The following is a 14,774-nucleotide window of genomic DNA, read 5'->3' on the forward strand; positions in this document are numbered from 1 at the left end:
TCTGCTCCTATTGAAGAAGGACTTGCCTGTTCACGCTGGGTAACATGGCCTGGGCAGCCGGTGTGCTCACGGTGGTGATGCGCTCCAGCAATTCGGATTCAGACAGCACACCAAAGCCAATGGGTGTGATCTGCCCGGTGTAGGGCTGGGCCAGGAACACGGCTGGCACCTGGGTGACCTTCAGGGTGTTGGCGATGCCGTTGTCGGCCCGGGCATCTGCAAAGCCAGGCATGGGACCGCCATCCACGCTGATGGCCACCACCTTGATGCCGTGGCGCGCCTCGAAGGCCGTCAGCGTGGGGGCGAAGGCGTGGCAGTACGGGCAGTCACTGCGGAAGAAAAAGAACAGGACGTGGTCCTTGCCCAGCGAGGCGATCGATTGGGATCGGCTGAGCAACTGATCCCGGTCGAACACCTCAAGCGCCTTGGCGTTGACGGGGCGGCCGTGCACGGTGGGGTCCAGCTCCGGTGTGGCCCAGGCGACGCGCTGGGCGACGTCGGCAAAGTAGGAAGCTCGGGCCACGACCTTGGCTTCCAGTTCCATGTAGCGGCGCACATTGGCCTCGGTCGGCCGCATGATCGCGATGTTGCGGTAGGACTCGACCGCCTTTTGCAGCCTCTCGAATTCGACCAGTTCTGGCGCTTTGGCCGGGCGAGTGGCCGGTATGGGGGGCGCTGCTGAAGTGAGCGGCGTGAGGGCGGGCGTCTTGGGTTGAGACGCAGGGTTGTCAGGTAGCTCGGGTTCGGGATCTTCGTAGAAGTGCCATCCTCGCCATGCATCGGACCAGTAAGGCGCGGCAATGGGCTCGTCCGGTTTTGACGAGGCTTGTGCCTGTGCCTCGGGTGCTGAGTTGATGCATGCGAAAGCGAGGAGGGCGACGCTGGCAAGGCGTCTGAAAAGACCTGAGCGAGAGGACGGAGATGGGCGAGGCATGTTGATCTCCTCATTGCAGCGACTTGGGCGGCATGCCATCGAGGCAGTAGTTGATCCCGAACTCGATGGATTGTTTGCGAGGGGCCTGGGCGCCAGGTAACCAGACACCGTCTTGCCAGAAGGTCACCTTCAGGCGGCTGCAACCAGGCTGGTGGTAGCGCTTGTCGGTGGTGACGTCGATCGATATGGGGGTGTTGGCCTTGAAGCGCTGGCTGATGGCGTCGGCCGATTCGCCGATCAGGGTGCCGTGTGCCTGTCCGTCTGGCGCTTGCAGTGCCATCACCATCAGCACCCTGGCGTCTTTGACGGGCATTCGATCGACGGACGGTTCGGGCGATTTCTCAGGCGTTTGCGTTTGTGCTTGGCAATTCAATGCAAATGCCATCGCCATCGCCATCGCCGTGATGGCATTGACCTTGATCAGTGTCATGAGGTGCCGTGTCATTGGCAACGCCCCTGTCCGTAGTAGCAGTTGGGCACCTTTGCGCTGTTGCCGCTTTGGATGGCTCCCAGGTTCGGGTTGTTGGGCACGATGGAGGCGTAGAACTCGGTGAGGTCCATCGCCGCGAAGTCCAGGCTTTGCAACTGAGGGATGGTGAAGCCTGAGCAGTCGGGGTTCTGGCCGCTGCCCCAGCCCTTGCCAATCTGCATGCGCCCCTGCTCATTGACGATCCGGGCGAGCTTGCTGTTGAAGCAGCATTTGCCTGTGGTGTGCTCCAGGCAGGACACGCAGGCACCAAGAACGCGAAGACACGATGAGCACCACGAGCCCGTGGCGTGACACAGCCCTGCGCCTTCTCTCATGGCCAGCTTGCCCTCTTCTTCATTGCAGGACATCATGGACATGACGATGTAGATCACCACAGCGATGGCCAGCGACCAGGGATCGAACGCGACCACCATGCTGTCGCCTGCATAGAGCACCGACGATCCGGCGGGCAGGGCGGTGCCGTTGACGGCCACGGTGACGCCGTAGCTCGTGAAGGAGCCGCTGAAGCCACCGCTGGTGAGCAGTGCGGACATGCCCTGGTAGATGAACTCCCGGTTCTCGGAGTTCATCAGCACGTCGTAGACCAGGCGTGAGCCCACGCCGAAGGTGCTCTGGTTGCTCATCCCAGCCCCGGCGCTGTCCGAGTCGCAACAATCTTTGAACAGACGGTCTCGGCAGTGGTTGCTTTCGCCTTTGAACACCTGCATCAGTTTGGTGTCCAGGTACACACCGGCTTCTCGGGCGGCTTCCAGCATCGACATGGAGCGGGCAAAGTCCGCGTCGTTCGTGTAGCTCGTATTGAAGCAACTGTCCCCCAGGCAAAAGACATTGGATGGGCAGTTGGTGGCTGTCGTGATCGTTTGAGCGGCGGCTGGGCAGGTGTAGCTGTCCTGGTAGACCTCGCACATGCCTGTGGCAGCGTTGGTTTGCTTGCATGTGCTGCTGCCCGGCGTGCAGCCTTGGCTCAGCAAGGGGGCGCATTCGTCTGTGGGGGCGCCGGATGTGCAAGACAGGGTGCGCTCGTAGGACCAGCAAGCGCGGGTGACGGCTCGGCCATCGATTACCTTGGTGGCGGGGCCATCCACGCACCTGTCGGCGGTGGTGACGGTGCAGCGTCCGCCTGCTTCGAGTGGGGCACTCTTGTCATCCCAGACATCGGTTTCGATGTGGTTCATGGTGGGCTGCTGGAAGGACAAGGGGATGCTCCAGCCAGAAGCGCCGACCAGGCTGGCCGCGCCCGCATCCTGAGCGCAGCGGGTCTCTGTGCGGCTGATCGCGACGGAGGGGCCGCTGTCACAGCCCACGCGGGGGCGGGGCATGGTGAGCGTGAAGCAGCGATCTGCCGGGCCCGCCGATTGGATGCGGCTGAACCAGTAGGCCTGCAACTGGTCGCCGCGCACGGTGCCGGTTGGGCAGGCATAGACCGGCGTGCCGAACTGGAAGTTGTAGTTGCACTGGCCAGATGAGCAGCCGGATCCAGGCATCATGACCACCTTGAAGGGGCGCCAGCAATGGCCACCCCAGTGTGGTGAGAGGTCGGTGACGAATGTAGGTTGGGTGGCTGGCATGCTGGGCAATTCCAGGTTCTGCCACCCGATGCAGGCCCCATTGCCTCCAGCCGCATAGAAGCGAAATTGCTGCAACTGGTCGGTGCGGATGCGGCACTGGGCCTCGGCCACCATGTAGTCGGCACCATTGCGATTGGCCTGACCATGCGCAAACCAGTCGCCAGCGGTGCAACTGGGGACGAGTTCGACTTGCACCGTCAGATCCCGCCGGGTGGCGTAGTTACCCACGCCGTTGTAGCGCTGGCACTGTTTGGTGACCGCGCCTGCTGGCGTGGTGATGTCGGCGGTGGCGCACCCGCTGTAATACGAGGAGAGACTGCCAAGGGCCAGTGACGGGTTGGCTGCGATATCGCGTGCACCCATGACAGCGGGGTCGTAAGGCGAAATGGCTGTGCGTGGCGTGTTGGCCGAGTTGAGCGCGCCGCGTTGGGCCTGGCATACCGGGTCATCGGGCGTGCTGGTGCAGGCGGTGAGGCGCGCGTTGGCCGGGCCTGACAGACTGGGTTGGCCGTAGTAGGCCGCCTCAGCGGGCGTGCGGGTGTATCCCGGCACATTGGCCGTTGCATTGGGGGCGCTGACCGTGCCCCGAATCACCGGGTTGGCCGCTTGACCAGCGGCGGTGCCTTCTTCGTGTGGCCCAGCCAGGGCCATCGTCTGCGTCGTGACGAAGCACCAGAGGGTGAAGCAGGTGACGACTCGGCGCAGCATGACGATCCCTAACCCTTGAGCCGTTGGATGAAGGCGCCGGCGTCCTTGCTGAAGCGGGGTGTGCGGTGCTGGATGTGTCCCAGAGCGTAGTCCAGGCTCACGTCTCCGGCCAGGCGGACATAGTCATTGGGAGGCGCACAACTGCCTCGGCCACCATCACCACAGGGCGTGCTGTCAGCGCCCTCACGCACCAGCACAAAACTGGGCACCTGTGTGATGGCGTAGCGCTCGAAGGCTTGCGGATCGATCTGGAAGGCCACCGACTGACCCGCCAACAATGCCTGTGTTCGGGCGACGGTGTCACGGAGGGAGCCATTGAACAGGCCTCTGATCAGTAGGGATGCCTTGGTACGTGCCGCTTGGCTGACAAGTCTCTTGAGGGTGGCCTCGGGCATCGACAGGCTGATGAACACCATCAGGATCGGGCCACCACTCAGAATGGTGCCGGGTGGCTGGGCGGCTTTCATCTGCAGGGCGTAGGCTTTGGACAGCGCTTCGAGGTCCACAGGCGCTTTGACTTGAGGCTGTGGCAGCACGTCAATTCTTGGGCCTCCTGTGCTGGGCACACGTTGCAAGTCAGCGGCGCTGGGCACGCCGTGCGCTTTCTGTGCACGCTCGATGTCCTGCTCCGTGATGGTGGGTTGCGCGCGCCTGGCTCGAGCCATGTCTTCATCGGTGATGACCGGCGAGGTTTGGGCCTGTGCGCTCAGCGCAAGCAGCATGGACAGGCCAAGACCGAAGCCCCAGCGTGAAGGTTGATGGAAGTCAGAAGCCGACACAGCAGTTCCTTTTGCGAAACAACATGAAGGCGAAGTCTTCGCCGCGCACGGGGTATTCCTTGCCGGCCCCCCAGATCACCGTGCTGCGCCCGAAAGGCTGGCAGCACCTGCCGCCGTCCTTTTCAGTGTTGGGGATGGGGTAGGTGAGCTGTGTCTTGTAGGCCGTCTTGTCCATGACGGGCTCGAAGTAGGGGCCACACAGGCCGGGCGTGCCATGCCATCCCCAGGCGATCAACTCGCGGTGCATCTTGGCGGTCAGGCGCTGGGCCAGCAGAACGGCTGTGCGAACGCCGCCCAGGTGGTAGGGCACCTGGCCATCCAGTGGGTAAATGCCGCCCTGGCATCCGGCACACCAGAACAGTTCCTTGATGCCAAAGCCCAGTGAGGCGGCCACGCAATCGGCGGCGCAAGCGGCAATCGCGATGGGGTTGGCGAACAGCACCGCATCGGGGTTGAGGATCAGGGTCAACTCGTCGTCGTTCCACAGCGGATCGACCTCGGTGAGGTAGGCCAGATCGAAGCCGCCCTTTTCCAGGCAGGGGAAGTCGGCCACGACCTCCAGCCAATAGAGCATCGGGTTCACATAGAAATGGGCCTGGTAGAAGCTGCCGCCATCGCCGTCGCCTTCAGCGTGGGTGAAGCGTGCGGCCTCCGGGGCAGGCAGGCCTGGGTTCAGATCGATGCCGCCCAGTGAGGTCAGGCAGAACGGTTTGCGCACCACTTCGACATGGCGAGCCGGTTCCCAAAAGCCGATCGACAAACCGATGACCGGGTTCACGCCGCAACTGCACACAGGGCTGCCCGGGTTGGCAATGTCTTCCTGGCCGCCAAAGTTGGCGATGGGGATGCTGCCCAGGCTGATGGGCAGGATGCAGCTCCAGCAGATGTCTGTGACGGGGTTGGGGAACTTGCCGGTGCAGGTGGCAATGCCCGCCGCGTGGCTGTGCTGGCTGGTCATGGCCAGCCAGCAAATCAACAGGATCGCCGCGATGTGATCCCACGATGGGCGCAATCTGGCGTTTGGCGTGGTCCGGGTCATGGCGTCACCTCCAACTCATCCACGCGCAGTCGCTTGCCTTCCTGAGAGACCAGGGCGGGCACCTGTGCGATGCCCAGGCGCCGGGTCAGCACGCCTTGCTGGTCGTAGTAAACCGGCGTGCGCCAGGCTTTCATCAGGTCCAGATAGGATCCAGCGGTCAGGATCGCCTTGACCTGGCCCCGGTAGCGCTGGATCAACTCCTGCGCGCGCCTTACCTGCCGTGCATCACGGGCGTCGAAGAACAGCAGGCGTCTGGACAGGGACACCACGTCCAGCGGGTTGTGGCGCGAGCCAGCGGCAAACATCAGGTGCCCCAGGGGATCCAGGATGTTGCGATCCAGCGTGAAGCTGGGATCGAAGTAGTAGGTGCGCGGTTGTTGTGTGGTGCGCAGCCCTGCCACAGGCTGTGGCTGGCGCACGGCCTGAATGCCGCGCTCACGGGCTTGCTCCTGCAGTCGAGCCAGTTCACCACTGGCTTGCTTTTCTCGCAGGCGTTGCGTGATGAAGTCCAGCAGGTTGGCTTCGCTGATCGGGTAGGTCGGACCGATGCTGCCCAGGTCCACGCCCCAAGCGCATGAGCCCGCACCTGCGCATGCCATGCTCAGCAGGCAGGCCATCACCATCACATGTGGGCCCCTGGGTTTCATGGCTGACCCTGACCGTTGCAACGGATGCGTTGAGAGAGTTGGCTTAGCAGGGCGTCACGCTGCGCCAGTTGGCTGGGGTGGCTGGCGCTGACCATGCCCATGAGGACAGGGTCACCGCTGCCCTGGGCAATGGCCTTGCGCAACTCCAGTGCGGTGAGGGGGCGCCCGCAGCGTTGCGCGAACGCGCGCAAGTAGGCCTGAGCACCGTCGCGCGCGGCTGGCGCGATTTGCGCCAGCAGTGCCAGGTAGTCCTCCAGTGGCACGTCGTCTGGCGTGGACGCAGGCGTGCTGGTGCTATGAGTGACTGGGCTGCTGTGGGCGCGACTTTCGGCCAGTTGCTGGGGCGGCCTCTTGGTCGCGGTTTGTGCCTGAACGTGGGGTGCAGATGCCAAACCAGCGAACCAGATGCACAGGATCAAACGAGGCGCCGAGTGGCGCACGTCATTGCGGCCATGGCGGTGTCGCTGGAGGTGGCTTGGCAAGGCTTGCATGTCATGCTCCTCAGAACAGGGGCCGCACGAGCCCGATGACCTGCTCGGCGCGAACCAGACCGCTGCTGCGGTAGCGCGAATCAAAGCTGTCGGGGCTGCTGCCCTGGACGTAGTAGCTGCCCGGTGGGATCACCGTCGGCTGAATGGGATCGAGCCCACGGTGGTCGAAGGTCTGCGCCTTGGCCTGTCCCACTACCTCCCCGTTGATCATCACCCTGCGGTCTTGGACGGTGACGGTGTCACCGGGCAGGCCCCTGACCATCTTGAAGAAGGGCTGGCCGCGCAGGCCCGGGTAGTGCTGCTGCGCATCGCCAGCAAAGGCGAACAGGATGTAGTCGCCCCGGTGCAAGGTGGGCGGCGCAGCCTGTGTCCAGGGCACGCCAAATGTGGTGATGTAGGCCACACGGTAAGGCAGGCTGGGCGTCCAGTTGAAGACAATGGGCAGGCGTGGGGTGGGATCCAGGAACAGCCGGACGTAGGCCAGTGCCCAGATGGCGAACACGGGGAGGTAGAGGTACCAGCGGCGACGCATATGGGCCAGTTGCTCGGAAAAGGATTGCCGAGCTTGGCGATAGCTGCGCACATGCCAGGGCACAGGCGGCGGGATGCGGACGATCTGCAAGGTCATGGCATCCCCACTTTCTGGCGCAACTGGGCCGTCAGATCCACGGTATGGGGTGTCGGCCCGGCCACAGCGCCTTTGAGTACCACCAGGCATGCGCAGTCGCGGGGCAATTCCTCCAGCGCAATGGGCAGGCGTTGGGCAAAGGTGCGTGCCATCAACATGGCGTTTTGCCGATCGTCTTCCGAGCCTGCCTTGGTGAGCAGTTGCGTGAACTCGGCTTCCTTTTGCCGGTACACCTCGGCCACATCGACCATGCCGATGCGCAGCGCCGGGCGGACCACGGTACGGTCATAGAGCAGCAGGGCGGCAGCAACCACGATCAGGGTGAGCAGCGACTGCACCAGGGCAGGGATGAGGCTGATCGCTTTCATACGGTGTGCCCCCTGCGCCGCAGCAGTTCAGTGATGGCGGCATCGATGCTCAGGCCTTGCGCACGCAACTCGTCGATGGGCGCGTTGTCCTCCAGCTTGTTGGAAAACAGCAGGTGCGTGGCCGGATCCAGGATGTTGCGCGCCACCCCTTCGCCCACCGGGGAGGAGATGTACAGCTCGGAGTACACGCCTGCCTCGGTCCTGAGTGAGTTCAACAAGCGCTTCTTGGGCTCGTCCATGGTCAGTCGGCCCTTGCGGTCCAGCATTTCGATGGATTCGGGCTTCTGGCGCAGCAGGAACACCCAGTCCGAGCAGTTGAACGCAGCTTCCATCTGGGCCGAGCCATAGAAGTCGTCGGCGCTCTGGGTTGCTGTGCCCAAGGCCCCGCCGTATTTGCGGGCGCGCCGGGCGGCTTCCTCGATCACGGCGGCCTTGACGGGGTCATCGGCCCCAATGTCACCGAGTTGCTGCTTGAGCTCATCAATGAACAGCACCTTGCGCCGGTTGCGGCTGAGGTACATCTCGCCAGTGATCTGGTGCAGCAACAGGATGTTGACAACGGCGTGCAGGTCGGGGCGACGCTTGAGTTCCTCGTTTTCGATGACGATGAAGTCGTTGCTGAAATCGACGTTGCTGGGCCCTTCGAAGAATCGCTCGTACTGGCCGCCTCGGGTGTAGGGGTTGAGCATCACGGCCAGGTCCTTGATGCGCTGATCGTTGACCAGGCCCAGGGCTTCGATGTTGCCGGTCTTGAAGGCCTCGCGCAGGGCCGTGATGGTCAGGTCGTTGCCATGCTCGGCGAACAGCTTGAGCACCATGGCCGAGATGGCCTTGTACTGCACCTCCTCCAGCGTGTGCTGCATGGAGCACATCTTGGAGATGGCCGGCACCAGCATGTCGATGTCCTCGTGGATGTCAACGATGTTGGTGAAGGGGTTCAGGCAGATGTCCACATCGGGGCGGAACTCGATGTAGGTGCCCTTGGCCTTGCGGCACAGTTTCTCGAAGGAGCGGCCCAGGTCCAACATCCAGACCTTGGCGTCGATGGCCCGGTAGGACCAGGCCATCTCGTTCATCAGCACCGACTTACCCGAACCCGGCGCGCCGATGATGGCGAAGTTGTAGTTGCCCAGGTCGTTGTCGAAGATGTCCAGGGTCATCAACTGCCCACGGCGCCCGCCGAACACCAGGGCGGGTGTGCGTGTGCCGCGCCACTCCGCAATCAACGGGGCGAGGTGGATGGCGTTGGCCATGGTCTTGCGCGAGACACGACGCATCTTGGCCAGGTCGCCATGGAAGCGCGGCGTGAGGGTCATGGGCAGGCTGGCCAGCAGCGCCTGGCGGTGCATGTACACGTCGGCGTTGAGCTGAAAGCCCCGGCCACGCCAGATGGCGTTGGCTGCTTCGTGGGCCGCCACCGCCTTGCGTGGTGGCGAGAAGATGGCCAACTGGTGGTACAGGCTGACCAGGCTGCCACCGGTGTCGATGGCCTGGGCGGCGGCGGTCCAGTCCTGCAGCTTCTTGCCCACGTCCGGCATCACGTCGGCCATCTTGCTCTTGGCGTTCTGCGTGGCGCGCACATGGTTGGCGGTGACCGTGGCCTTGGTGGCATTGGGGTCGAGCACATGCACGCCCATGGTCAGCAGGAAGGGCGCGCTGTATTGAAGGGCCGGTTGCATCAGATCGCCGATCAACGAGCCCATCTGCCACAGGGCGAAGCGCTCAGGGAAGGACTTGATGGAGTAAAAGCGCGCCTCCAGTTCGTCCGATCCGGTCTCCTTCCACAGGCGCAGGCCGCTGGGTGTCGGGTCCTGTATGGTGTCGAAGTCGATGATCTGGTCGCGCAGTTCGCGCCCATCGTCGTAATGCAGGTCCGGCGCGTCGGTCTGCGAGATGCGGTCAGGGTTGGTGAACAGTGCGCACCAGTTGATCAGGTCAGCGGCATCGCAGACCCGGTTGGGCAGGGAGGCCGAGCGCAGTGTGGAGGCCATGGACTCGCGCTGGGCCATCACCTCTTCGCGCTTGGTCATGTCCTGGGCGTCACCGGGCAGGGTGACGCTGAGCATCAGGCGGAAGTCCCGGATCGTGTAGTGAAAGCCCGAGGTCAGCGAGGATTGCGCGCCTCGCAGCAGGTGGCCTACGCGTTGGCGGGCCAGGGTGTGGAAGAGGTTGTCGTTGCGGGCAGGTCTCCCCCAGTGTTTGGCCTTGTCGGCCTGGTCTTCGTCTTCCACTCGCAAGTTGGCGTAGCGGCGCAACTGACCGCGCACATGGGGTGAGGCGAACAGGTGGAACTGGATGCCCGCGCCCGTCGGGCAGTTGGCGTACAGCGAGATCAGCACTTCGGCCATGCGTTCATCTGCGCCCGACTGCGGCATGACCTCCAGCATGAAGCCCAGGCCATCGCGGTTGACGAAGATCTTTTCATCGGCGAGGTAGGCGGAGTAGGGCAGCCACGCGGCGAATTGCTCTGCCGGTGTGTCAGGCGGCGCGCCCAGGCCCATGGCTTCGAACAGGCCTGGGCGTGCGGGCCTGCGCACGGCGTGAGCCGCGTCCATGGCAACGCTGGCTGCTGTCGTGACCGTTGAGGTGGCTGTGGCTGAGGGGGTGGGCATGGCGCAACCTTTGAGGGAGGTTCAGTTGCTGGGGTCAAGGCTGTCGGTAGGCGGCAGCAGGGGCCCTGTGTCCGAGTTGTCCGGGGTGTATGGCGACAGGCGCTGCTGGCCTGCGGGCCGAATGGGCGATGTGCTCTGTTCTGGCGTGGCGGGTTTGACGGTGGCTCCCATCGGAGGTCGTATGGGCGCATAGGCGTCACGGATCTGGCGCTGTGCGTGGTCGATCAGCCATTGACCCGCATCAATCTGGACATAGACATAGCCCTGGTCGTAGAGGTCGCGGTCGGCGTCTTCCCAGGGCTTGAACCACAGCCGCAGGATCCGGGCCGATGAGCGCAGTGGCAGCGCCAGGCTGGGGGGCTGCGCCAAGGGTAGGGCAGTGGCTTTGGCGGATGCCACCGCTGATGCCGGGCGAGGCTGTGGCGACCCGGGTGCAGGATTGGTGGCTGACTCGCCATGGGATTTGGTGGCCATGCGGCGCTTGGCCACCTGGGCGGGCAGGTTGTCCTGCACGGCGTTGGCATAGGTGCCCGATACCGACGTGCAAGTCACCCCGTCCGGGGCTTTGCAGGCGTAATCGGAGCTGCCGCCCAGGCCGGAGAGGTTCATGCAACCCGACAAGCTCAGCAGCAGGCAAACCAGAAGCCAGATCGGGCGTACGGGGTGGGCGCGGGCAGTGAGGTGACCAGGGGCGTTCATGGCTGAACCTCCAGAGTGGACGGTTTCAGGCGGGCCTGGATCACCTGGTGATCGACGTAGCCTTCGGTGCGGCTGCCATCTGCCCAGATCAGGGTGGGCGTGGCTTGAACACCCAGGCGCTGCGCCAAAGCCAGGTTGCGGGCCACGGGGTGATCGCATCGCCCTGGGGCATTGATCACGGAGGTATCGCCCTGCACCATGTAGCGCTGCCAGGCTTGAGCCCGATCCTGGGCGCACCAGAGGGCGATGGGCTTGGCCTCACCCTGAAAGGGCAGGATGAAGGTGTAGACCGTGACGTTGTCGATCCGGGCCAGCTCCGGTTCCAGTTGTTTGCAATAGCCACAGCCCGGGTCGCTGAACACGGCGATCTGCCGCTGGCCGTTGCCCCGCACGGTCTTGATGGCGTCTGCCAGTGGCAGTTGGTCAAAGGCAATAGGGGCTGATGTTGGCGCCGATGTCGGTGCTGATGTTGTTGCAGGCGTAGCGGGTGCCATCGCGCCCTGCCTGGCCGCCAGGGCCAGCCGTGGCCCGGTGATGTCGGTCATGGTTTGTGTGTCAAAGACATGGCCGAACACGAAGTAGCGCGGCTGGCGGGCCGACACATAGGCCACGTTCCCATTCATCCAGACTTCGTACAGCCCGCCAATGGGCGAAGGCAGCACCTGGGTGAAGCGTGTGCTGGGGTTGGCCTTCCTGAGTGCGACCAGGAGGCGGGCCTCTTCTGATGGTGGAGTGCCCGCCCAGGCGATGCCATTGACCAGCATCGTGAACAGAGCCCAGATCAGCATCACGGGCTGAAGCCTGCCTCGCAGAGGCGGGCGCATGTCAGTAGTTGTCATCATTGGCGGCTTTCAGGTAGCGGTCTTCGCGGGCGGGCTCAGCCGAGCGCACCAGCGTGCTGGAGGGGGTGCCACCGGTACTGGTGTAGGCGTTGGCCGACATCGGTACGTCGATGCGCACGCCCTTGGTGATCACTACATCGACTTCGCGGCTGGCATCGATTTCGATCACCGGAAACGTGTTCTCGGCGAGCTTGATGTAGTACTGGGCCAGGCGGTCCAGGGCTTTGCCCACACCGGTGCCGATGCCTGCGCGGTAGGCGTCACTGCCGCTGCCACCGCTGCTGGCGATCGTGCCCAGGGCAGAGGTGCTGTAGGTGGTCGATGAAGTCGCCAGGCCCTGACCGATGCCGCTGACCACGCCTGCCAGCAGTGCATTGGCCAGCATCTGGCCTTGTTTGGTGACCAGCCGCCCGCGCATGCCCACCTTGCCGTCTTCGCCATAGACGCTGCCCTGGATCTTGACTTCCAGCGTGGCGCCGTCCGGGCGGACACAGGACAGGTTCTCGGTGCGCAGGTAGGCGCGCTCCGAGCTGATGTCGCCGTAGCCTGCCGCGATCACGAAGCAGTCGCGGTATTCCCCCCGAAAACGGTTGGGCAGGACGGAGTTGTCCGAGAGCCGGATCAGGACAGGATGCGGGTTGGATTGAGCCTGCCCGCCCGTGGGGGCATCCAGGCCACCAAGCAGGGTGCCGCGCGTGAAGCTGACGGGCAGGAAGGTCGAGACGGTTCGGGTGTCGGCCGTTGACGGTGATCCGGGCGTGGCATTGTTTGTGGTGCTTGCCGTGGTGCCTGTTGCAGCGGCCTTGGCCGTTTCACGGTCCACCAGAGAAATGCGGGTCAACACCGGGGCATTGAGAGGCATGTCCTGCGGTGCAATGCCCGGATCACCGAGGGGCAAGGTGCCTGCGGGCGATGTGCCGAGTGGCAGCGGTGGGGGGATGTTGACGCTCTGCCCCGGAAGCTTTGCCAGAGGAGGCGCGGTGGACGCCGGAGGTGGTGGAAGGGGCAGGCTGGATGCCGGTGGCATCGTTGGGGGAGCGGGTGTACTTGACGCCGCCGCAGTGTTAGGTGCCGAGGGCATGCTGGCAGCCTGGCTGGCCGAGGTGAGTTTTTGCTCCAGTTCGGCAAAGCGCTGCATGGTGCGGGCCTCGAAAGCCTGCCGGTCCTTGTTGAGCCGGTTCTGCTCATCGCGCTCGTTCTCGTATTGCGCCAGCTTGCGCCCTGCGGTGCCCACCCACTGGTCTACCGGGTTGACCTGTTGTCCTGGTGGCATCACCCCGATGTTGGTGACCGTGGCAGGCTGCGTGCTGCCGTTGTTCTTGGCGTCTGTGGTGGGCGAGCGCGTGTCGGTGAGGGCGAAGATCAGCCACAGCAGGCCGACGCCACACACCAGGATGGCTGCCAGGGTGACGTACTGGCGCTGCCGTGCAGACAGCCTTTGAAGGGCACTGCCCATGGCCCCCTTGATGCGGTCTGGCAACCCGGTGACGCGGCCGTTGGCTGCTTGGTCGAAAGGCGTGTTCATCGCATGGCCTCCTGCCGGATCACGAACACATTCGTGGTTTCTCCGGGTTGCAGGTTGTGGTTCTCGATGGACACGCCCATGACTTGGGCGCCTTCGCGGTCAAATTCCTGCTCGGCCAGCACCATCAAGGTCGGGCTGATGTTTTGCAGCAGGTATTTCTCGCCGACCAGGCCTCGCCCTTCGTAGCGGCGCATCAGGGACAGCCTCGCTTCAAGCCACAGGGGAACGAGGCGGTTGACCTCCTCGACCCGCACGTCGGGAGGCACCCGGTCCGAGGCCATCGCCACCAGCAAGGCCTTCATGGCACGGATGTGGTTAGCTGAAGTTCCCGACGGACTTGGGTTTGTGTTGTTCGGCGTCAGCAGCCTGGCACTGGGGTCCCGGATGACGATGGTGTCTGCGGGGGTGTCCGAGCGATGCAGCAGCAGCGTGTAGGTGGCCTGGGTGCTGGAGACAAACAGATTGATGGGCTTGCTGGACTTGCCCACGGGTCGGATGTAGACCTCGCCCTTGTCCTTGTCGCATTCGAGGACCAATTCACCCGTGGGGTTGATGGCCGGACTGTTCTGAATATTGGTGCCGGGGAGAGGGGCGCCGTTGGCCAGGGAACTGGTTAATGGCGTGGCCGCTGACGTGCTGGCGCAGTTGCTCGAATAAATGTTGCCGAACACATCGGTGATGGGCGCGCCATCGATGCGGATGCGTGTGGGCTCCTTGATCGACACCATGGCTTCAACGGAGACACCGTCGCGGGCTTCGACCAACTGGAGCGCCCTGACGGGGCTTGGTGCCGTTGCCATCCCAACGGCTGTCGCCGTGGCCACCAGCAGGCTTGCCAGCGCCGTGGAGGGCTGCTGGCGTGGCTTGAGATCAGCTCGCATTGGGAACCTCCTTGAAGGTCTTGAGGTGCATGCGTGCCCCGTTGAAACTGAACTCGATCAGGTAGGCCTTGAGGTCGTTGGCGGTCTCAAAGCCATTGACCAGGGTGCGCAGGCGGCCACGCACCACCACGCTCTGCTTGTCCTCGCTGGGCACCAACTGCTGCGGCATGAACATCGTGCTGGCGTTGATGCGCTTGAGCCTTTCGGCCTCGACCTCCTGCCGGGTCTTGAGTGCGCCGTACTGGTCGGGCTCCACATAGCCGAGCAGGATGTTTTTCTTCCAGTCGATCGATGAGGGCGTGACGTCCAGCACCAGCCAGGCCATGAAGCCACCCATCTGCTCCAGGTATTCGCCACTGGCCTTGTCTCGGCTGACCCAGAAGGTCTTGTCGATCGTGGGTGGCACGACCACCGTGCGAACGGTGCCAATCAGGTTGAGGATGACGAGCAGCGCGACAACATGACCTGAAGCCAGGACGCCCACCGCAAGCCCCAGGCTGCGGTTGCGGCGGCGCATCTCCTTGATGTCGCTGTTGAGTCGCTCGAAGTCCATGGCGTGCTCC

The 14,774-nt window shown here is 63.9% G+C and carries 15 protein-coding genes; all 15 read right to left on the reverse strand.

Annotated elements, in window-relative coordinates; genetic code table 11:
• Positions 1-7: 7 nt before the first annotated feature.
• A complete protein-coding gene (gene traF, locus JY96_RS00125; RefSeq protein ID WP_052161980.1) occupies positions 8-934 on the reverse strand; it encodes a conjugal transfer protein TraF in 927 nt (308 codons plus the stop codon).
• Between the two features lie 10 nt (positions 935-944).
• Positions 945-1,247: a hypothetical protein gene (locus JY96_RS00130; protein WP_152606312.1), complete on the reverse strand. Its 303-nt coding sequence runs from the start codon at positions 1,245-1,247 to the stop codon at positions 945-947.
• 128 nt (positions 1,248-1,375) lie between these two features.
• Positions 1,376-3,700, reverse strand: coding sequence for a type-F conjugative transfer system mating-pair stabilization protein TraN (gene traN / locus JY96_RS00135; RefSeq protein ID WP_035033911.1), 2,325 nt, complete (start codon positions 3,698-3,700; stop codon positions 1,376-1,378).
• Positions 3,701-3,708: 8 nt separating this feature from the next.
• Positions 3,709-4,479: a type-F conjugative transfer system pilin assembly protein TrbC gene (trbC, locus tag JY96_RS00140; RefSeq protein ID WP_035033913.1), complete on the reverse strand. Its 771-nt coding sequence runs from the start codon at positions 4,477-4,479 to the stop codon at positions 3,709-3,711.
• Complete coding sequence (traU, locus tag JY96_RS00145) at positions 4,466-5,437, reverse strand: conjugal transfer pilus assembly protein TraU (RefSeq protein WP_052162839.1); 972 nt, start codon at positions 5,435-5,437, stop codon at positions 4,466-4,468. Before traU ends, trbC begins: the two co-directional genes overlap by 14 nt.
• 77 nt (positions 5,438-5,514) lie before the next feature.
• Entirely contained in the window at positions 5,515-6,165 is a 651-nt protein-coding gene (gene traW, locus JY96_RS00150; RefSeq protein ID WP_081960916.1) for a type-F conjugative transfer system protein TraW, read from the reverse strand.
• A complete protein-coding gene (locus tag JY96_RS00155; protein ID WP_152606313.1) occupies positions 6,162-6,656 on the reverse strand; it encodes a hypothetical protein in 495 nt (164 codons plus the stop codon). Before JY96_RS00155 ends, traW begins: the two co-directional genes overlap by 4 nt.
• 10 nt (positions 6,657-6,666) lie before the next feature.
• Complete coding sequence (gene traF, locus JY96_RS00160; protein ID WP_052161982.1) at positions 6,667-7,284, reverse strand: conjugative transfer signal peptidase TraF; 618 nt, start codon at positions 7,282-7,284, stop codon at positions 6,667-6,669.
• Positions 7,281-7,652: a hypothetical protein gene (locus JY96_RS00165; protein WP_035033915.1), complete on the reverse strand. Its 372-nt coding sequence runs from the start codon at positions 7,650-7,652 to the stop codon at positions 7,281-7,283. Before JY96_RS00165 ends, traF (JY96_RS00160) begins: the two co-directional genes overlap by 4 nt.
• Positions 7,649-10,264 carry a type IV secretion system protein TraC gene (gene traC / locus JY96_RS00170; protein ID WP_235333797.1) on the reverse strand — a complete coding sequence of 872 codons (2,616 nt, stop codon included), beginning with the start codon at positions 10,262-10,264 and terminating at the stop codon, positions 7,649-7,651. The genes JY96_RS00165 and traC overlap by 4 nt, the downstream gene beginning before the upstream one ends.
• 21 nt (positions 10,265-10,285) lie before the next feature.
• Positions 10,286-10,963: a type IV conjugative transfer system lipoprotein TraV gene (gene traV, locus JY96_RS00175; protein WP_052161983.1), complete on the reverse strand. Its 678-nt coding sequence runs from the start codon at positions 10,961-10,963 to the stop codon at positions 10,286-10,288.
• Positions 10,960-11,751, reverse strand: a complete 792-nt coding sequence (locus tag JY96_RS00180) for a DsbC family protein (RefSeq protein WP_235333798.1) — start codon at positions 11,749-11,751, stop codon at positions 10,960-10,962. Before JY96_RS00180 ends, traV begins: the two co-directional genes overlap by 4 nt.
• 37 nt (positions 11,752-11,788) lie before the next feature.
• Positions 11,789-13,330, reverse strand: coding sequence for a TrbI/VirB10 family protein (locus JY96_RS00185; protein ID WP_081960917.1), 1,542 nt, complete (start codon positions 13,328-13,330; stop codon positions 11,789-11,791).
• Positions 13,327-14,211, reverse strand: coding sequence for a type-F conjugative transfer system secretin TraK (locus JY96_RS00190; protein ID WP_052161984.1), 885 nt, complete (start codon positions 14,209-14,211; stop codon positions 13,327-13,329). The genes JY96_RS00185 and JY96_RS00190 overlap by 4 nt, the downstream gene beginning before the upstream one ends.
• Positions 14,201-14,764: a type IV conjugative transfer system protein TraE gene (traE, locus tag JY96_RS00195; RefSeq protein WP_035033920.1), complete on the reverse strand. Its 564-nt coding sequence runs from the start codon at positions 14,762-14,764 to the stop codon at positions 14,201-14,203. Before traE ends, JY96_RS00190 begins: the two co-directional genes overlap by 11 nt.
• Positions 14,765-14,774 lie beyond the last annotated feature (10 nt).

It is taken from the genome of Aquabacterium sp. NJ1 (assembly GCF_000768065.1).
In the GTDB taxonomy this organism is placed as follows: Bacteria; Pseudomonadota; Gammaproteobacteria; order Burkholderiales; family Burkholderiaceae_C; genus Aquabacterium.